At 71.1% G+C, this 18,335-nt stretch carries 17 protein-coding genes; 14 read left to right on the top strand and 3 right to left on the bottom strand.

Annotated elements, in window-relative coordinates; all coding sequences use genetic code 11:
- Positions 1-42: 42 nt before the first annotated feature.
- From JGR68_RS12740 to JGR68_RS12690, 11 genes are all read left to right on the top strand, one after another.
- Positions 43-2,196, top strand: a complete 2,154-nt coding sequence (locus JGR68_RS12740) for a prolyl oligopeptidase family serine peptidase (RefSeq protein WP_199362397.1) — start codon at positions 43-45, stop codon at positions 2,194-2,196.
- A 59-nt stretch (positions 2,197-2,255) separates the two neighbouring features.
- Positions 2,256-4,436, top strand: coding sequence for a S9 family peptidase (locus JGR68_RS12735; protein ID WP_199362396.1), 2,181 nt, complete (start codon positions 2,256-2,258; stop codon positions 4,434-4,436).
- A complete protein-coding gene (locus JGR68_RS12730) occupies positions 4,433-4,858 on the top strand; it encodes a YbaN family protein (protein WP_199362395.1) in 426 nt (141 codons plus the stop codon). Before JGR68_RS12735 ends, JGR68_RS12730 begins: the two co-directional genes overlap by 4 nt.
- A gap of 9 nt (positions 4,859-4,867) precedes the next feature.
- Positions 4,868-5,191 (top strand): lipoprotein, encoded by a 324-nt coding sequence (locus JGR68_RS14080; protein WP_234446520.1) that lies wholly within the window; start codon positions 4,868-4,870, stop codon positions 5,189-5,191.
- Complete coding sequence (gene dapF, locus JGR68_RS12720) at positions 5,178-6,050, top strand: diaminopimelate epimerase (protein WP_199362656.1); 873 nt, start codon at positions 5,178-5,180, stop codon at positions 6,048-6,050. The genes JGR68_RS14080 and dapF overlap by 14 nt, the downstream gene beginning before the upstream one ends.
- The gene (locus JGR68_RS12715) at positions 6,047-6,721 is read left to right on the top strand and encodes a DUF484 family protein (protein ID WP_199362394.1); all 675 of its coding nucleotides are present in this window, start codon (positions 6,047-6,049) and stop codon (positions 6,719-6,721) included. Before dapF ends, JGR68_RS12715 begins: the two co-directional genes overlap by 4 nt.
- Positions 6,722-6,743: 22 nt before the next feature.
- Positions 6,744-7,691, top strand: coding sequence for a tyrosine recombinase XerC (gene xerC, locus JGR68_RS12710; RefSeq protein WP_305067923.1), 948 nt, complete (start codon positions 6,744-6,746; stop codon positions 7,689-7,691).
- Between the two features lie 75 nt (positions 7,692-7,766).
- Positions 7,767-8,672 carry an amidohydrolase family protein gene (locus JGR68_RS12705; RefSeq protein WP_200672694.1) on the top strand — a complete coding sequence of 302 codons (906 nt, stop codon included), beginning with the start codon at positions 7,767-7,769 and terminating at the stop codon, positions 8,670-8,672.
- A 79-nt stretch (positions 8,673-8,751) separates the two neighbouring features.
- Positions 8,752-9,303 (top strand): ATP-dependent protease subunit HslV, encoded by a 552-nt coding sequence (gene hslV, locus JGR68_RS12700; RefSeq protein ID WP_199362392.1) that lies wholly within the window; start codon positions 8,752-8,754, stop codon positions 9,301-9,303.
- A gap of 2 nt (positions 9,304-9,305) precedes the next feature.
- Entirely contained in the window at positions 9,306-10,706 is a 1,401-nt protein-coding gene (gene hslU, locus JGR68_RS12695) for an ATP-dependent protease ATPase subunit HslU (RefSeq protein ID WP_305067852.1), read from the top strand.
- A gap of 314 nt (positions 10,707-11,020) precedes the next feature.
- Complete coding sequence (locus tag JGR68_RS12690; RefSeq protein WP_199362391.1) at positions 11,021-11,593, top strand: hypothetical protein; 573 nt, start codon at positions 11,021-11,023, stop codon at positions 11,591-11,593.
- On the opposite strand, the gene JGR68_RS12685 is transcribed toward JGR68_RS12690, so the two are convergent.
- Positions 11,590-12,069 (bottom strand): nucleoside deaminase, encoded by a 480-nt coding sequence (locus JGR68_RS12685; protein ID WP_199362390.1) that lies wholly within the window; start codon positions 12,067-12,069, stop codon positions 11,590-11,592. The two genes, JGR68_RS12690 and JGR68_RS12685, sit on opposite strands and share 4 nt — an antisense overlap.
- A 35-nt stretch (positions 12,070-12,104) precedes the next feature.
- Between JGR68_RS12685 and ubiE the strand changes: the two genes are divergently transcribed.
- The 3 genes from ubiE to JGR68_RS12670 all read left to right on the top strand — a co-directional run bounded on the left by ubiE (position 12,105) and on the right by JGR68_RS12670 (position 15,858).
- Entirely contained in the window at positions 12,105-12,863 is a 759-nt protein-coding gene (gene ubiE, locus JGR68_RS12680) for a bifunctional demethylmenaquinone methyltransferase/2-methoxy-6-polyprenyl-1,4-benzoquinol methylase UbiE (RefSeq protein ID WP_199362389.1), read from the top strand.
- 98 nt (positions 12,864-12,961) lie between these two features.
- Positions 12,962-15,031, top strand: coding sequence for a M1 family metallopeptidase (locus JGR68_RS12675; RefSeq protein WP_199362388.1), 2,070 nt, complete (start codon positions 12,962-12,964; stop codon positions 15,029-15,031).
- Between the two features lie 71 nt (positions 15,032-15,102).
- A complete protein-coding gene (locus tag JGR68_RS12670; RefSeq protein WP_234446519.1) occupies positions 15,103-15,858 on the top strand; it encodes a hypothetical protein in 756 nt (251 codons plus the stop codon).
- Between the two features lie 3 nt (positions 15,859-15,861).
- On the opposite strand, the gene JGR68_RS12665 is transcribed toward JGR68_RS12670, so the two are convergent.
- Both JGR68_RS12665 and JGR68_RS12660 read right to left on the bottom strand, forming a co-directional pair.
- Positions 15,862-17,226, bottom strand: a complete 1,365-nt coding sequence (locus JGR68_RS12665; protein WP_199362387.1) for a hypothetical protein — start codon at positions 17,224-17,226, stop codon at positions 15,862-15,864.
- A 19-nt stretch (positions 17,227-17,245) separates the two neighbouring features.
- A complete protein-coding gene (locus JGR68_RS12660; protein ID WP_199362386.1) occupies positions 17,246-18,178 on the bottom strand; it encodes a carbohydrate kinase family protein in 933 nt (310 codons plus the stop codon).
- Positions 18,179-18,335: the final 157 nt, after the last annotated feature.

Genomic DNA, 18,335 nt, shown 5'->3' with positions numbered 1-18,335 from the left:
CTAGCGTTGCCGGCCCATCCGACCCGCCGGAGCCATGCCGCGATGCCCACGTTGCCCCATGCCTGCCTGTTCGCAGCGCTTGCCGTCGCCGCCTTCGGCGTGAACGCCCAGGAGGGCGCCGCCGTGACCGATCCCCACCAGTGGCTCGAGGACGTGGAGGGCGAAAAGCAGCTCGCCTGGGTCCGCGAGCAGAACGCGAAGGCCGAGGCCGAGCTGGCCGACACCCCCGGCTTCAAGGCGCTGGAGGCCGACCTGCTGGCCATCTACGACTCCGACGACAAGATCCCCGGCGTCTACAAGCAGGGCGACTGGTACTACAACTTCTGGAAGGACCGGAACCACGAGCGCGGCCTCTGGCGCCGCACCACGCTCGAGGAATACCGCAAGCCGCAGCCGAAGTGGGAGACCGTGCTCGACCTCGACGCGCTCAACAGGGCCGAGGGCGAGAACTGGGTCTGGCACGGCGCCAACTGCCTGCGCCCCCGGCTCTCCACCGAACCGTACACGCGCTGCCTGGTCGCGCTGTCGCGCGGCGGCGCGGACGCCGACGTCACCCGCGAGTTCGACCTGTCGACGAAGCAGTGGGTCGACGGCGGCTTCTTCCGCGCCGAGGCCAAGGGCGGACTGGGCTGGGTCGACCAGGACACGGTCTACGCCTATACCGACTTCGGCGACGGCTCGATGACCAGCTCGGGCTACCCGCGCATCGTCAAGGAGTGGAAGCGCGGGACGCCGATCGAGTCGGCGGCGGTGGTGTACGAAGGCCAGGCCGATGACATGTACATCGCGGCCGGCCACGACCACACGCCCGGCTACGAGCGCGACTTCGTCATGCGCACGATCGCCTTCTACAACGACGAGCTGTACCTGCGCAACGCGGACGGTTCGCTGACCAGGGTCGACGTCCCCAATTCCGCGCAGAAGTCGGTGCAGCGCGAGTGGCTCGGCATCGAGCTGCGCGAGCCCTGGGAGGTCGGCGGCCGGACCTACAAGGCCGGCTCGCTGCTGGTGGCGAAGTTCGACGACTTCATGGCCGGCACGCGCGAGCTGGAGGTGCTGTTCGAGCCCAGCGACACCACCTCGCTGGCCGGCAGCTCGTTCACGAAGAACCACCTCGTGATCAACGTGCTCGACGACGTCAAGAACCGCATCTCGGTGCTCACCCCGGGTCCGGACGGCTGGACGCGCAGCGAGCTGGCGGGCGTGCCCGAATTCGGCACCGTCAGCGCCAGCGCCGTGGACAGCGACGAGTCCGATGCGCTGTGGATGACCGTCACCGACTATCTGACCCCGACCACGCTGATGCTGGCCAGCGCCGCGCCAGGCGCGGCCGCGCCGGAGGTGCTGAAGACCCAGCCTGCGTTCTTCGACGCCTCGAAGCACGCGGTCGAGCAGCACTTCGTCAGCTCGAAGGATGGCACCCGCGTGCCGTACTTCCTGGTGCGCCCGAAGGACATGGCGCTCGACGGGAAGAACCCGACCCTGCTGTACGGCTACGGCGGCTTCGAGATCCCGATGGTGCCGGGCTATTCCGGCGGTACCGGCAAGGGCTGGCTGAACGGGCCTGATGGAAGCAGGGGCGGCGTGTACGCCGTCGCCAACATCCGCGGCGGCGGCGAGTACGGCCCGCGCTGGCACCAGGCCGCGCTCAAGGCCAACCGCCACAAGGCCTACGAGGACTTCGCCGCGGTCGCGCAGGACCTGATCGCGCGCAAGATCACTTCGCCTGCGCACCTCGGCATCCGCGGCGGCAGCAACGGTGGCCTGCTCACCGGCAACATGCTGGTGCAGTACCCGGAGCTGTTCGGCGCGGTGGTGATCCAGGTGCCGCTGCTGGACATGCAGCGCTACCACAAGCTGCTGGCCGGCGCGTCGTGGATGGCGGAATACGGCAACCCTGACAAGCCGGAGGAGTGGGCCTTCATCCAGAAGTTCTCGCCCTACCACCTGTTCGACCCCGCGAAGGACTATCCGCCGACCCTGATCCTCACCTCGACCCGCGACGACCGCGTCCACCCCGGCCACGCGCGCAAGATGCACGCGCTGATGTCGGCGGCCGGAAAGGACGTGCGCTATTACGAGAACATCGAGGGTGGCCACGGCGGTGCGGCCAACAACCGCCAGGCGGCGCACATGGACGCGCTGTACCTGACCTTCCTCTGGCAACAGCTCGGCCGCGGACGCGACGCCGAGTAAGGACCCGCGGGGCGCCTCCAGGGGCGCCCCGTTGCATTGCAACCCCGGAAGCCCCATCCATGAAGACCCTCGCCATCGCCAGCCTCCTGCTCATGACCGCCACCAGCCACGCCGCCACGCCCACGCCACCCGACGTCGAGAAGCGCGCGCACGAGGTTCGCGCGCCGCACGGCGCGGTGCGCCAGGACGAGTACTACTGGCTGCGCGACGACACCCGCGAGGACACCGGGATGCTGGCCTACCTCGAAGCGGAGAACGCCTACGTCGATGCGGTGATGGCGCCGCTGAAGCCCGTCGAGGACACCCTGTACGACGAGTTCGTCGCGCGCATCAAGCAGGACGACGCCAGCGTGCCGTTCCGCGACAACGGCTGGTGGTACTACTCGCGCTTCGAGACCGGCAAGGACTATCCGGTGCACGCGCGCCGGAAGGACGCCGATGGCCTGGGCGCGGCGGAGATCATGCGCCTCAACGAAGCCGCCGACTTCGCGGCCGAGGAGGTGCTGCTCGACGTCAACGCGATGGCCGAAGGCAAGGAGTACTTCTCGGTCGGCGTGTACGAGACCAGCCCCGACAACCGCGTCCTCGCCTGGGCCGACGACAGCATCGGGCGGCGCCAGTACACGATCCGCTTCCGCAACCTCGGGACCGGCGAGGTGTATCCCGAGTCGATCCCCGGCGTGTCCGCGGACATGGTCTGGGCCGACGACAACCGGACCCTGTTCTACGTCGAGAACGATCCCGAGACCCTGTTGACCGTGCGCGTCAGGAAGCACGTGCTGGGCACGCCGGTGGCCGACGACGTGGTGGTCTACGAGGAAACCGACGACAGCTTCTACATGGGCCTGTCGCGCACCCGCGACGACCGCTTCATCTGCATCGGCGTGGAGAGCACGGTGTCGAGCGAACTGCGCTGCACCCCGGCGGCCGCCCCGGGCGAGTTCGCCGTGCTGGCGCCGCGCGAGCGCGACGTCGAGTACGAGGCCGACCACTACGACGGCCGCTGGGTGATCCTGACCAACGCGCCGGACGCCGACGGCGGCAAGGCCCCGAACTACCGCATCGTCACCGCGCCCACCGCCGCGACCTCGCGCGCGGAATGGACCAGCTGGATCGCCCATCGCGACGACGTGCTGCTGGAAGGCTTCGAGTTGTTCGAGGGCTTTACGGCCATTTCCGAGCGTTCCAACGCGCTCGAGCGCATCCGCCTGCTCAAGGCCGACGGCGAGGAGTACGTGGCCGCCGACGAACCCGCCTATTCCATGGGCCTGTCGATCAACGCCGAGCCCGACACGCCGTGGCTGCGCTACGGCTACACCTCGATGACCACGCCGGCGACCACCTACGAGCTCAACGTCGCCACCGGCGAGCGCCGCCTGCTGAAGCAGCAGCCGGTGATCGGCTACGACCCGTCGAAGTACGTCACCGATCGCACCTGGGCCACCGCCCGCGATGGCACCCGCATCCCGGTCTCGCTGGTCTACCGCAAGGGCTTCCAGAAGGACGGCACCGCGCCGCTGCTGCAGTACGCCTACGGCAGCTACGGCATGTCGATGGATCCCGGCTACAGCCTGACCACCACCAGCCTGCTCGACCGCGGCATGGTCTATGCCATCGCGCATATCCGCGGCGGCATGGAAATGGGCCGCAAGTGGTACGACGACGGCAAGCTGCGCAACAAGGTCAACACCTTCACCGACTTCATCGACGTCACCGACCATCTGGTGGCCGGGGGCTGGGCGGCGGAAGACCGGGTGGCGGCCTACGGCGGCAGCGCCGGCGGCCTGCTGATGGGCGCGATCTCGAACATGGCGCCGGAGAAGTACCGGCTGATCCTTTCGCAGGTTCCGTTCGTGGACGTGGTCACCACCATGCTCGACCGCAGCATCCCGCTGACCACCAACGAGTACGACGAGTGGGGCAACCCGGAGCGCGCGGGCGACTACGCGTACATGGCCACCTATTCGCCCTATGACAACCTCGAGGCGAAGGCCTACCCGGCGATGTTCATCGGCACCGGCCTGTGGGATTCGCAGGTGCAGTACTGGGAGCCGGCGAAGTACGTGGCACGCCTGCGCGACCTGAACACCTCGGACGCGCCGGTCCTGTTCCGGACCAACATGGATGCCGGGCACGGCGGCAAGTCCGGCCGGTTCCGCCGCTACCGCGAGCTGGCCGAGATGTACGCCTTCATGCTTGACCAGCTGGCCGTCGGCCCGGCAGACGCGCCGGCGAAGTGAGCCCGCGGCCCCAGCACACCCCCCCCGGCGGGCGCCGCACGCGCTTCCGCTGGGCCTGGTGGCTGCTGGCCTACGCCGCGCTCGGTCTCGGGCTGCTCGGCATCGTGCTGCCCGGGCTGCCCACGGTGCCGTTCATCCTGCTCTCGGCCTGGGCCGCCGCGCAGGGTTCGGCGCGCCTGCACCGCTGGCTGCTGGCGCACCCGCGCTTCGGGCCGGTGATCGTCGACTGGCAGCGGCACGGGGCGCTGGCGCGCCGCTCGAAATGGCTGGCCACCGGCGCGATGGCGGCGTCCGCCGCGCTCCTGCTGGGGGTCGCCTGGGCCACGGGGTATGCGCGCTGGTGGGCGGTGGCGCTGCCGATCGCCTGCATGGCGGTGGTCTGCACGTGGCTGTGGATGCGGCCGGAACCGCCGCCGCGCTAGACTGCGGCCATGAACATCCGTCCCGTCCTGCCCGTCGTCCTGCTGTCCATCGCGCTCGCCCTCGCGGGCTGCGGCAACAAGGGCCCGCTGGTGCAGCCGCCGCCGCCCGAGGAAGGTGATTGGCCGGAGGAAGAGGCGGATGACGCCGACGTCGACGCGGACAGTGACGCTGACGCGGATTCCGATGCGGATACGGACGCGGACGCCGGCGACCGGGACGCCCTGGACATCGACACCGACACCGACGCGGATACGGATACGGACGCCGACTCCGACGTCGACGCCGACGCCGATGACCCGACGCCCGCTGCCGACGGTGATGGCGGCGCCTGATCCGGTGGATCCCGCGGCCGCCCCGGCCGGGCTGCGCTTCAGCAAGATGCACGGCGCCGGCAACGACTTCGTGGTGCTCGACCTGCGCGACGGCACGCCGCCGCCCGATCCCGCGCTGTGCCGCCACCTGGCCGACCGCCACCTCGGCGTCGGCTGCGACCAGATCCTGACCATCTCGCGCGCGCGCAGTGCAGGCGCCGTCGCCGCCTATGGCATCTGGAACGCCGACGGCTCGCCGTCGCGGCAGTGCGGCAACGGCGCGCGCTGCGTGGCCGCCTGGCTGGTGCGCGACGGCGCCGCCAGCGGCGCGTTCGTCCTCGACAGCCCGGGTGCCAGCCACCGCGTGCGCGCGCTGGGCGACGGCCGCTTCGAGGTCGCGATGGGCGTGCCGGCCTTCGCGCCGGCGGACATCCCGCTGGCCGGCGTCGACGCCCAGGCCGATGCCTACGCCTTCGACGTCGGGGGCCATGCCGTGTCGCTCGGCGCGGTCTCGATGGGCAATCCGCACGCCGTCATCGAGGTCGACGACATCGACGCCGCGCCGCTGGCCACGCTCGGCCCCGCGCTGCAGCGCCACGCCGCGTTCCCGCAGCAGTGCAACGTCGGCGTCGCCCAGGTGCTCGACCGCCGCCGCATCCGCCTGCGCGTGCACGAGCGCGGCGTCGGCGAAACGCTCGCCTGCGGCAGCGGTGCCTGCGCGGCGGTGGCGGTGCTCGCGCGGCGCGGCCGCGTGGACGCCGCGGCCGGCGTCGAGGTGGCGCTACCGGGCGGCACGCTCCGCATCCATCAAACGGCCGACGGCGTCCTGCACATGGCAGGCCCGGCGGCCTTCGTCTACGAAGGGGAATTCATCGCATGACCGACACCGTCGAGAAGCTCGGCGCCCACGAGGTCGCGGCCTGGCTGCGCCGCCACCCGGACTTCCTGAAACAGTTCCCGGACCTCGCGATCAGCATGGTGGTCCCGCGCGAGGATGGCCCGGCGGCATCGCTCGCCAGCTACCAGCTGGAAGTGCTGCGCGACAAGAACCGCGAGCTGTCGCGCCGGCTGCAGGACCTGTACGCGGTATCGCAGGAAAACGAGCGCCTGGCCGTGCGCACGCACCAGCTGACACTGGCGCTGATGCGCCCCGGCAGCGCCGCCGGCGTGGTGCGCGCGATGGTCGCGACGCTTGCCGAGGATTTCAGCGGCGACCTGGTGCGCGTGGTGCTGTTCGAAGCCCTGCCCGGACTGGCCGAAGAGGACTGGCTGCAGGTCATCGACCGCGACGAACGCCGCCTGCAGCCGTTCGCCGACTGTATCCGCGAGGGCGAGCCGCTGTGTGGCCGCCTGCATCCCGACAAGCAGGCGCTGCTGTACGCCGCGCGCATCGACGAGGTGGCCTCGACCGCCCTGCTGCCGGTCGCCGGCATCGGCCTGGTGGCCGTCGGCAGCCGCGATCCGAACCGCTTCTACCCCGGCATGGGCACGCTGTTCCTGCGCATGATGGGCGAGGCCTTCGCGGTGGCGCTGCGGCGCCATCGCGACTGAGTCGCACAAGCGTGCGCCGGCCGTGACCACCCTGGATGCAGCGGGGCGCGCGGCGGCGGCAACGCACCCGGCGGTCGCCGACTACCTCGCCCACCTCGAAGTCGAGCGGCGCATGTCGGCGCACACGCTCGACGCCTACCGCCGCGATCTTGCGGCGCTGGCCGGCTGGGCGCAGGCGCAGGACCAGGGCGAGCTGCTGGCGCTCGACAGCGCCGCCATCCGCGCCTTCGTGGCCGCCGAGCACCGCCGCGGGCTCGCGCCCAAGAGCCTGCAGCGCCGGCTGTCCGGCTGCCGCAGCTTCTACCAGTGGCTGCTCCGGCATGCACGGATCCGCGCCAACCCGGCCACCGGGATCCGCGCGCCGCGCGCGCCGCGCAAGCTGCCGCAGGTGCTCGACGTCGACGAGGCCGTGGCCCTGGTCGAAGTCCCCACCGATGCGCCGCTGGGGCTGCGCGACCGCGCGCTGCTCGAGCTGTTCTATTCCTCGGGGCTGCGCCTGTCCGAACTGCGCCTGCTGCGTTGGCGCGACCTCGACCTGGCCGAAGGGCTGGTGACGGTGCTCGGCAAGGGCAGCCGCCAGCGGACCGTGCCGGTCGGTTCGCATGCCTGCCGTGCGCTGGAGGCCTGGCGGGCCGAGGGCGTCGCGGGGCAGCGCCCGGGGCCCGAGGCCCCGGTGTTCCCCGGCCGCGGCGGCGCGCCGATCAGCGCGCGCGCCATCCAGCTCCGGCTGCGCGCGCTCGGCCAGCGCCAGGGCCTGTTCAAGCACGTGCACCCGCACATGCTGCGGCACTCGTTCGCCAGCCACGTGCTGGAGTCGTCCGGCGACCTCAGGGGCGTGCAGGAACTGCTGGGGCACGCCGACATCGCCACCACGCAGATCTACACCCACCTCGACTTCCAGCATCTGGCCAGGGTCTACGACGACGCGCATCCGCGCGCCAGGCGGCGCAAGGGTCCGGTCGGCGACTGAGGCTGGCGGAAACCGCGCTGTCCGCTGCGCGTCCGGCCTGTCGTTGGCGTGGAGACCACCACCGGAGCCCTGCCGATGCGCCTGCCGCTTGCTGCCGTCCTGCTGCTGGCCACCGGCGTCGCCTGCGCCCAGCCCTACAAGGGTCCGATCATCGATGTGCACCTGCACGTTGGTCCCGCGGCGCCGGGCGCGCCCAACCCCGCGACCGGCGAGCCGACCACCGCCGCCACCGACGCCGACCGGGAGCGCCTCACCCTGGAACGCATGCGCCGGCACGGCATCGTGCTCGGACTGGTCAGCGGCCCCGATGCCTACATGGCCAGCATGCGCCGGGCCGGCGGCGAGGCGATCCGCGCCGGCGCGTTCATGGACGACGGCCGCACCCGCCTGCTGCCGCCGGACGTGCTGCGCGAGGCCTTCGCCAGCGGCGAGCTGCAGGTACTCGGCGAGATCGGCGCGCAGTACCACGGACTGGACGCGGGCGACGCCTGGCTCGAGCCCTACCTGGCGCTGGCCGAGGAGTTCGACGTGCCGGTCGGCATCCATACCGGCCTGGGTCCGCCCGGCACGCCCTACGGCTGCTGCCCGGACTTCAGCATCGAACTGGGCAACCCGAAGCTGCTGGAGCCGATGCTCAAGCGACACCCGAAGCTGCGCGTGTGGCTGATGCACGCCGGATGGCCCTACCTGCAGGAGACCAAGGCGCTGATGTACGTCTATCCGCAGCTGCATGCCGACGTGTCGGTGATCAACTGGATCATCCCGCGGCAGGAGTTCCACGACTACCTGCAGGCGCTGCTGACCGCCGGACTGGGCGACCGGCTGATGTTCGGCTCCGACCAGATGGTCTGGCCCGAGGCGATCACGCTGGCGGTGGAGGGCGTGGACAGCGCGCCCTTCCTCACCGCGGCGCAGAAGCGGGCGATCTTCCATGACAACGCGGCGCGCTTCCTGAAGCTGGAGCCCGCGTCCGGGAAGTGACGCGACCGACAGCGTCGCGGGCGGCTTGCATCCGCCGGGGCCGGTCCCCATCCATGGGTTTCAGCCCCCGGAGGCCCGCATGGACCCCAGCCATAACCCCAATGTCTTCCACGCCACCACCATCGTCTCGGTGCGCCGCGAGGGCCGCGTCGCGATCGCCGGAGACGGCCAGGTGACGCTTGGCCATACGGTGATGAAGTCGAATGCGCGCAAGGTGCGCCGGCTCGGCAAGGACGGCCAGATCCTCGCCGGTTTCGCCGGCGCCGCCGCCGATGCCTTCACCCTGTTCGAACTGTTCGAATCCAAGCTCGAGAAGCACGGACAACTCACCCGCGCCGCCGTGGAACTCGCGAAGGACTGGCGCACCGAGCGGCGCTTCGGAAAGCTCGAGGCGCTGCTCGCGGTGGCCGACAAGGACACCTCGCTGATCATCAGCGGAACCGGTGACGTGATCGAACCCGAGGACGGACTGGTCGCGATCGGCTCCGGCGGCCCCTACGCGCTGTCCGCCGCGCGCGCGCTGCTGGCGCACACGCAGATGGACGCGCGATCGATCGCCGTGGAGGCGCTCAACATCGCCGGCGACGTCTGCATCTACACCAACCGCAACGTCGTGGTGGAGGAACTCTGAGCATGGCCATGAAGATCGACACCTCGCACGCCACCATGACCCCGCGCGAGATCGTGCAGGAGCTCGACCGCCACATCATCGGCCAGCAGGACGCCAAGCGCGCGGTCGCGATCGCGCTGCGCAACCGCTGGCGCCGCGCCCAGCTCGGCGACGAGCTGCGCAACGAAGTGATGCCCAAGAACATCCTGATGATCGGCCCGACCGGCGTCGGCAAGACCGAGATCGCGCGCCGCCTGGCGACGCTGGCCAACGCGCCGTTCGTGAAGGTGGAAGCCACGCGCTTCACCGAGGTCGGCTACGTCGGCAAGGACGTCGAGCAGATCATCCGCGACCTGGCCGACACCGCGGTCAAGCTGTACCGCGAGCAGGCCAAGCAGAAGATGCGCACCCAGGCCGAGGAGCGCGCGGAAGACCGCATCCTCGACGCGCTGTTGCCCCGGCGCGAACAGCCGCAGGCACCCTTCGGCTTCGGCGCGGCGGGCGGGCCGGGCAGCACCACCGTCGACATCGGCGCGGAGCCGTCGTCGCGTGAATCCGAGACGCGCCAGAAGCTGCGTCGCCAGCTCCGCGCCGGCGAGCTCGACGGGCGCGAGATCGAACTCGACCTCGCCGCCGGTGGCGGCGTCGACATCATGACTCCGCCCGGCATGGAGGAGATGGGCCAGCAGCTGCGGCAGATGTTCGCCAACCTCGGCAGCGGCAAGACCCAGAAGCGCACCATGGGGATCCACGCCGCGCGCCCGCTGCTGGTCGAGGAAGAGGCCGGCAAGCTGGTCAACGAGGACGAGGTGCGCGCGGCGGCGATCGAGGCCTGCGAACAGCACGGCATCGTCTTCATCGACGAGATCGACAAGGTCGCCAAGCGCAGCGAGGGCATGGGCGCCGACGTCAGCCGCGAAGGCGTGCAGCGCGACCTGCTGCCGCTGGTGGAAGGCTCGACGGTCAGCACCAAGTACGGACCGGTGAAGACCGACCACATCCTCTTCATCGCCTCCGGTGCGTTCCACCTCGCAAAGCCCAGCGACCTGATCCCCGAGATGCAGGGCCGCTTCCCGATCCGCGTGGAGCTGTCGGCGCTGACCAAGGACGACTTCGTGCGCATCCTGACCGAGCCGAAGGCGGCGCTGACCCGGCAGTACGTCGAGCTGATGAAGACCGAAGGCCTGGAGCTGGCGTTCGGCGCCGACGCGATCGACCGCCTGGCCGAGATCGCGGCCGACGTCAACGAGCGCCAGGAAAACATCGGCGCGCGGCGGCTGCATACGGTGCTGGAGCGGCTGCTGGACAGCCTGAGCTTCGAGGCGCCGGACCGCGGTGGTCAGGTCGCGATCGACCGCGCATATGTGGACGAGCAACTGGGCGAACTGGTGCAGGATCAGGATCTGAGCCGCTACATCCTCTGAGGGCTGGGCGGCCGGCGCCGCCGTGGCCGGAGACGGCTGCGGCGGTCGTTGCGCCATTGGCAGGTCGCCGCTGTGGCGACGTCGAACCGACCGCCATGCGCCGTGACCCCCGTTCCTTGCCGTATGCCGTGCTCCTGGTCGCCGCGGCATCCGCGGCGGGCGTGCCCGCCCCTGTCACTCCTGCCCCGCCGCCTGCGCCGCCCATATCCGGTCGGGCAGCCGGGCCCGCGGCACCGGCGTTGCCGGTCGCGACGGGTGCGCGCGCCGCCCACCTGGAGCGCTGTCGCGCCGGACACCGGCGGACCCATCCGCAGATGGCCGCCGCGGACATCGACAGCGACTGCGGGTACACGTGGGGAAAGATCGAAGCGGCCGGGCCGCTGGCCGACGCGATGCTGGCGGCAGTGCCGGCTCGCCCAGGCGAGCGCATCGCGCTCACGGACCTGCGCACGCGCGTGCCGGCCGCGCGCTGGGACGCGCGCCCGTCGGTCAGCGGATCGTCGACCGCCGTCGCCACCGGTCGCCTCGGCGCACTGGATGCCTGGGTCGACGGCACGGCCAGCGCGCCGAGTTCCCTCAGCCTGGGCTGGAGCGAGGTGGGCGCAGATACGCCCTACGACCTGGCGGGCGCGCTGATGGCGCGCGGGGCGAAGGTCGAGCCGCTGGGCTGCTACCACTTCGGCCCGGGTGAAGTGAACGCCGTCGCCATCGTTACGGCACCCGGGCGCCCGCCGTTCGCGCTCACCGCCTACAGCCGCGGCGCGCCGCTCGCGCAGTCCACGGCGCAGCAGAACATGAGCGTCGCGCTCGATGGCGTGCTGCCGACGCGCGCCAGCCTGCGCGCCGCGCACCGCGATCCGCCTTGGGAGGATCCCTGTCCGTTCTAGCGCGGCGTTTGACGCGGGACCTCGTCCTCGCCGATATCCTCGTTCCACAGCGCCGGATTCGCTTCGATCCAATCGCCCATCATCGTGATGCAGCGCTCGTCGTCGAGCACGACCACCTCGGTACCGGCCTCGCGCAGCCACTCCACGCCGCCGGCGAAGTTCGCCGCTTCGCCCACCACCACGGTGCCGATGTTGAACTGCCGCACCAGGCCGCTGCAGTACCAGCAGGGTGCCAGCGTGGTCACCATGATCGTGTCGCGGTAGGAGCGCTGCCGGCCGGCCTTGCGGAAGGCGTCGGTCTCGCCATGGATCGAAGGGTCGTCCTCCTGCACGCGTCGGTTGTGGCCGCAGCCCAGCATCCGGCCGTCGCGGTGGTGGAGGGCCGCACCGATCGGGATGCCGCCCTCGGCCAGACCCTGCCGGGCCTCGGCGATGGCGGTGTCGAGCAGGGCGCGGTAGTCGGGGGTGGCGATCATGGGCGGCTCCGGGCGGGGGGTGCGATAATCCTCGCATGACCGAGCGCGACCCCCGCCACGACACCACCCACTTCGGCTTCCGCGACGTGCCGGTGGCCGAAAAGCAGAAGCTGGTGGGCGAGGTGTTCTCGTCGGTCGCCGGCAACTACGACCTGATGAACGACCTGATGTCGTTCGGCATCCACCGGCTGTGGAAGCGCTACTTCACCGCCACCGCCCAGGTTTCGAGGGGCGACCGCGTGCTCGACCTGGCCGGCGGCACCGGGGACATCGCGGCGCTGCTGCGCTCGCGCGTTGGCGACACCGGGGAGCTGGTGCTCGGCGACATCAACGGCAGCATGCTGCGCGTCGGCCGCGACCGCATGGTCGACCGCGGCAACGTGCGTGGCTTCAGCTACGTGCAGTGCAATGCGCAGGCGCTGCCGTTCCCCGACGCGAGCTTCGACCTGGTCACGATCGCCTTCGGCCTGCGCAACGTCACCGACAAGGACGCGGGCCTGCGCGAGATGCTGCGCGTGCTCAAGGTCGGCGGCCAGGCGCGGGTGCTGGAATTCTCCGAAGTGCCGGAGTGGTTCAAGCCGCTCTACGACTTCCATTCCTTCAAGGTGCTGCCGAAGCTGGGCCAGCTGTTCGCCGGCGACCCCGGCAGCTACCAGTACCTGGCCGAGTCGATCCGCAAGCACCCGCCGCAGGCCGAGCTGAAGGGAATGATGGAAGCCGCGGGCTTCGCGCGCTGCCGCTACCGCAACCTTTCGGGCGGGATCGTCGCCATCCACGACGGCTACAAGGCCTGAGGCCAGGGCCTGGCGCACGCCGGCGCGGCGCGCCCGGGCACCACGGCCCGCGCCACGGGCTAGAATCGACGGCTGTTCCAATCACCGGACCCCCGTCCATGACCCTGAGCCGTTTCTTCCGCCTCGCCGCGCTCGCGGCGCTGGTCGTGTTCGCCGTCGCCGCCTGCCAGCGCGAGCCGACGCCCACCGAAGTCGCCCCGGCCCCCAAGCCGCAGGCCGCCGCCGACACCGGCGACTACGACGAGCATTCCTATGCCGAGCCCGACAAGGTCGCGATCGACGACCTGGCGCTGGAGCTGGCGCTGGACTTCGACGCGCGCACGATCAGCGGCACCGCCACCTACACGCTCGACTGGCGCGACGACACCGCCACCGCGCTGGTGCTCGATACCCGCGACCTGACCATCGAACGCGCGGAAGGCGAGGGTGCCGGCGGTGCCTGGCAGCCGCTGCAGTTCGAGCTGGCCGGGCGCGACGACCTGCTCGGCAGCAAGCTCACCATCCAGGCCCCGGAGCGCAACGCGCGCATCCGCGTCGCCTATCGCACCTCGCCGGCGGCCTCGGGCCTGCAGTGGCTCGACGCCTCGATGACCGAAGGCAAGGCCACGCCGTTCATGTTCAGCCAGTCGCAGGCGATCCACGCACGCTCGTGGGTGCCGCTGCAGGACACGCCGCGCGTGCGCTACACCTACAGCGCGCGCGTGACCTCGCCGGCCGACGTGATGGTGCTGATGAGCGCCGACAACGACCCGGCGGCCGCGCGTGATGGGGATTACAGCTTCCGCATGCCGCAGCGCATCCCGTCCTACCTGATGGCGATCGCCGCCGGCGACCTGGTGTTCAAGCCGATCTCCGCGCGCGCCGGCGTCTGGGCCGAGCCGGCCACCGTCGACCACGCGGTGGCAGAGTTCGAGGACACCGAAAAGATGATCGCGACCACCGAGTCGCTGTACGGCCCCTACCGCTGGGAGCGCTACGACCTGCTGATCCTGCCGCCGTCGTTCCCCTATGGCGGCATGGAGAATCCGCGCCTGTCCTTCATCACCCCGACGGTCATCGTGGGCGACAAGTCGCTGGTGGCGCTGATCGCGCACGAGCTGGCGCACAGCTGGTCGGGCAACCTGGTCACCAACTCCAGCGCCAAGGACGGCTGGCTCAACGAGGGCTTCACCAGCTACGTCGAGAACCGCATCGTCGAGGCGTTGTACGGGAAGGAACGCTCCGACATGGAGTACGTCATCTCGCGCAACGGGCTGAAGACCGAGATCGCGAAGATGAGCCCCGAGGAGCAGGCTCTGGCCGTGCGCCCGGGCGTGGTCAAGGATCCGGACGACTCGCTCAGCGCGGTCTCCTACGACAAGGGTGCCTGGTTCCTGCAGTTCCTCGAGGAGCGCTTCGGCCGCGCCGAGTTCGACGCGTTCCTGCGCGGCTACTTCGATCATTTCGCCTTCCAGTCGATTCCGACCGCGCGCTTCGTCGAGTACGCGCAGGAGAACCTGCTCGACAAGTACCCGGGCAAGGTCACGCCGGAAGAGTTCGACGCGTGGCTGTACGAGCCCGGCATCCCGGGCAGCGCGCCGCAGGTGATGTCGCGCAACTTCGGGGTGGTCGACAGTGCGCGCCTGGCGTGGCTGGGCAGCGGCACCCTGCCGCCGCAGGCGATCACCGGCGAGTGGAGCACCCAGGAGTGGATCCACTTCCTCGAGGGCCTGCCGCCGACCCTGTCGATCGAGCAGCTCTCGCAGCTGGACACCGCCTACCGCTTCACCGGCACGCCCAACGCCGAGCTGGCGCAGCGCTGGTATCCGCTGGCGGTGCGCAGCAGCTACATGCAGGCGTATCCGGCGATCGCCGACTTCGTGCGCACCATCGGCCGGCGCAAGCTGATCATGCCGACCTACCAGGCCCTGGTGGCGACCGAGGGCGGGCTGGCGTTCGCGAAGGAACAGCTCGCCGCCGCGCGCCCGGGCTACCACCCGATCACCACCGGCTCGGTGGAAAAGCTGATCGCCGAGGCCAGGCCGGTGCCGGGCAGTGGCACGCCGCCGGCTCCCGCCGCCGTGGCTCCGGCCGCGCCGGCACCGGTCGAGGCCCCGGCCGACCCCGCGACCCGGGAGATGCCGGTCGCCGACGGCGATCCGACCCGTCCGGCGCCGACCCGGCGCTGAGGCAGGACCGCACCCAACGCCGCCGTCGCGGGACGCAGGCGTCCCGCGGCGCGCCAGCCGAGGACACGCGCATGCGTACGCCACGCTTCCCCCGCGCAGCCCGCACCGCCCTGCTCGCGGCATCGCTTGCCGCCGCCACCTCCGCGCTCGTTGCCTGCCAGGACCCGGCGGCCCGCGCCGAGGCCCAGGCCGCGGCGCAGCGCGAGGCCGACGAGGCGGCCGCAGGCCAGGCCGCCGCCGATTTCGACGCGGCCTACGCGGCCGAGAACTGGCCGCTGGCGGCCGCGCAGGGCGACGTGCTGCTGGCGCGCTATCCGGGGACCGCCGCCGCCGAGCGGATCGGTCCCCTGCACGCCGAGGCCCGCGCCAAGGGCAATGCGGTGCGCGAGGACGCGCGCCTGGCCGCGCTCTGGTCCTACAACGTCGAAGCGGTGAAGGGTGGCGAGCAGCTGTCCGCCGCGATCTTCGCCAAGGAAAACGTCGACAGCGACGGCAGCGGCGCGAAGCCGGTGCGGCTGATCTTCCGCGACCATCCGGACTGGGGCCGCAGCAGCTACCTGGTGATGCAGGCCGGCGACTTCGACTGCTACGGCGCCTGTCGCGTGGCGGTCACCGTGGACGACGCGGCCCCGGTGCGCATGGCGGCCAACCGCCCGAAGACCGACGAGGCCATCGCCATGTTCATCGACGACGAGAAGGCGCTGTGGCGCATGATCGACGGCGCGAAGCGGCTGGCGGTCGAGTATCCGGTCAAGGCCGGCGGGACGCGCACGGTGGCGTTCGAAGTCGGCGGCCTGGAGCGCGGCCGACTGCCCGCCTGGAACTGAGTTTCAGTCGAACCAGATCAGCGGCAGGTCGGCGTTGAGCGAGACGTTGCGGAAGTCGCCCGTCGCCTCGCCGATCGCTTCCACCACATGGCAGCCCTCGGCCAGCGCTTCGGCTCCGGCGGAGAGCCAGCTGGTGCCCATGGTGCGCGTGCTGACCGCGTCGGGCCGGGGGCCCAGGGTCTGCGCGTTGCGCGCCACCTCGCGCCCGGCCACCCGCAACGACAGGCTCACCGTGCCGCCCCGGTCGTGGTCGTCGCCCTGGATCCGGGTGCGGCTGGCGAACAGCACCTCGCCGTCGTGTCCGGGCGGGATGCAGGCCCGTCCCCGCGCCAGGACCACCTGGGTCCCGGTCGGCGGGCACTTTCCGGGGCGGAAGCCGTTGGTGCCGATGCAGATATAGGCGTAGCGGCGGTAGCGTCCGCGGGTCACGTAGTCCCAGGCGGGCGGGTAGCCGCGGCCGACCACGCGCATGCCGCCGGACAGGGTCACCAGGCCGGTGCTGGAGCCCACGCGGTAGCGCACGCCGTTGGTGCTGGCCATGCGTGGCTGGTAGTAGGGCGATTCGCTGGCCACCAGCTGCACCGAGCTGTCGCGCGGCGGCGAGGGGAACAGCGCCTGCATGAACATCGGCGCCTGGACCTCGGCGCCCTCGAACAGGTCGTTGATCGACCAGGTGGCCGAGTGCAGCGGCGGCTCGCGGCCGTTGAGGAAGATGCCCCACATCGCATCGCCCGGCTGGTTCGACATCCAGGCGCGTCCCGACGCCATGGCCACGACCGGGCCGCCGTCATTTCCCGCCTGCACCGACAGCACCGGTGCCCAGCCGCGGCCGGCCGGCAGGGCGCGGCCTTCCGGCGTGTCGCGGGTGTCGAATTCAAGCCAGGGGGAAGAGGCGTCCAGGAACGCGCTCGACGCGTGCCGCGCGGCGTCGGTCAGCACCGAGAGGCTGCTGCGCGCCGTGGCCAGTGCCGCCCCGTCCGCCGTGCGCGCGTGCAACGCGACGCGCGAGCGTCCGGCGGGCAGGTGCACCGCGGCGATCGCGTTGAAGGCGTGGCGGTTGGGCGCGCGCGACCCGCGCCAGTCGACCACGCTCTGGTTGGACACCCGCCGCCCGTCGACGCTGATCCAGGCGTTGGCGATCGCCTCGCCCACCGGCGCCAGCCCGCCGTCGGCGTGCAGGTAGGTCCAGCCGGCGCGCTCGAGTTCGATCGTCGCCGACAGCAGCTCGACCGCGCCGCCGGGCTCGACCAGCCGGTCGGCCGGCAGCACCAGGTGGCGCGAGCCCTTCGCGGCGGCCGAAAGCGGCAGGAGGGCGAGCAGGGCTGCCGCGATCCATGCGGCCCGGCGGACGGCCGGCACGGGGTCCATGCGTGGGCTCCGGCCGGCGCTAGAGCGCGTATCCGAACTGCTGGGTGAACTGCGCGGCGAACTCGTCGTAGTCGAAGCGCTGGTTCTGGGTGCCCGGGTGCTCGACCTTCAGCGCGCCCATCAGGTTGCCGATGCGGCCGATGGTCTCCCAGCCGTAGCCCTTCTCGATGCCGAACAGCAGCCCGGCGCGGAACGCGTCGCCGCAGCCGGTCGGGTCGGTGACCCGGCTCTCGTGCGCCGGCGGCACGTCGTGGACCTTGCCGTCGGCGTAGATCACCACGCCCTTGGGGCCGCGGGTGGTGATGTAGGCCTTGACCTTGCCGGCGATCGTCGCCTCGTCCCAGCCGGTGCGCTCCTGCAGCAGGTTCGACTCGTAGTCGTTGACGGTGACGTAGTCGGCCTGCTCGATGAAGGCGCGCAGTTCCTCGCCGTTGAACAGCGGCATGGCCTGGCCCGGATCGAAGATGAAGGGAATGCCGGCCTCGGCGAATTCCTTCGAATTCTGGATCATGCCTTCGTAGCCGTCGGGACTGACGATGCCGATGGTCACGCCGGGCACGTCGCGCACGTGGTTCTCGTAGGAGCGCATCATCGCGCCGGGGTGGAAGGCGGTGATCTGATTGTTGTCGAGGTCGGTGGTGATGAACGCCTGCGGCGTGAACAGCTCCGGGATTTCCTTGACGTGGTCGAGCGGGATCCCGAGCTCGGCGAAATACTCGCGGTAGGGCCCGAAATCCTGGCCCACGGTCGCCATCGGGATCGGATCACCGCCCAGCAGCTTGAGGTTGTAGGCGATGTTGCCGGCGCAGCCGCCGAACTCGCGGCGCATCCGCGGCACCAGGAACGAGACGTTCAGGATGTGCACCTTGTCCGGCAGGATGTGGTTCTTGAACTGGTCGGGGAACACCATGATGGTGTCGTAGGCCAGGGAACCGCAGATCAGGGCAGGCATCGGGAAGGCGCTCCGGTGGGGTGCCGGCCCGGGGGACGGCGGTCAGGTTGCTCGGGGAACTGGCCGGGATCCGGCGCAGGGGCCACCGCCGCACAGGCAGCGGCGCGGGGCGCATAGGGTAGCCCGCGGCCGTCGGCGGGCCAAGCGCGGGCCCGGC

It is taken from the genome of Luteimonas sp. MC1750 (assembly GCF_016615955.1).
Lineage (GTDB): Bacteria > Pseudomonadota > Gammaproteobacteria > Xanthomonadales > Xanthomonadaceae > Luteimonas.
The sequence above is the reverse complement of the archived record's forward strand: the minus strand, read 5'-3'. Positions and strand labels throughout refer to the sequence as shown.